Genomic DNA, 429 nt, shown 5'->3' on the forward strand with positions numbered 1-429 from the left:
GCTGCCCGCGCCGGCGATGCCGGCCGTGGCTTCGCCGTGGTTGCTTCCGAGGTGAAGGCCCTCGCCGCGCAGACCGCCAAGGCCACCGACGAGATCAGCGCCCAGGTCGCCGGCATGCAGACCGCGACGCAGGAATCGGTCGCGACCATCAAGGAGATCGGCAAGACCATCACCCTGATCTCGGAAATCTCCTCGACCATCGCCGCCGCGGTGGAAGAACAGGGTGCGGCGACACAGGAAATCGCCCGCAACGTGCAGCAGGCTGCCTCGCTCAGCGGCGACGTCGCCAACAGCATCACCGATGTCAGCCGCGGCGCGGGTGAAACCGGAGCCGCATCCGGCCAGGTGCTGTCTGCCGCGCAGATGCTGTCCACCGACAGCAACCGCCTCAAGATCGAAGTCGAGAAATTCCTCACCAACGTCCGCGCG

At 67.1% G+C, this 429-nt stretch carries 1 protein-coding gene; it reads left to right on the plus strand.

The annotated features are described in order from the left end of the window. Nucleotides 1-429: methyl-accepting chemotaxis protein (locus QSJ47_RS08155; RefSeq protein ID WP_285603022.1), on the plus strand; the 429-nt coding region annotated here is incomplete at both ends.

It is taken from the genome of Helicobacter sp. NHP22-001 (genome assembly GCF_030270165.1).
GTDB classification, from domain to species: domain Bacteria; phylum Campylobacterota; class Campylobacteria; order Campylobacterales; family Helicobacteraceae; genus Helicobacter; species Helicobacter gastrofelis.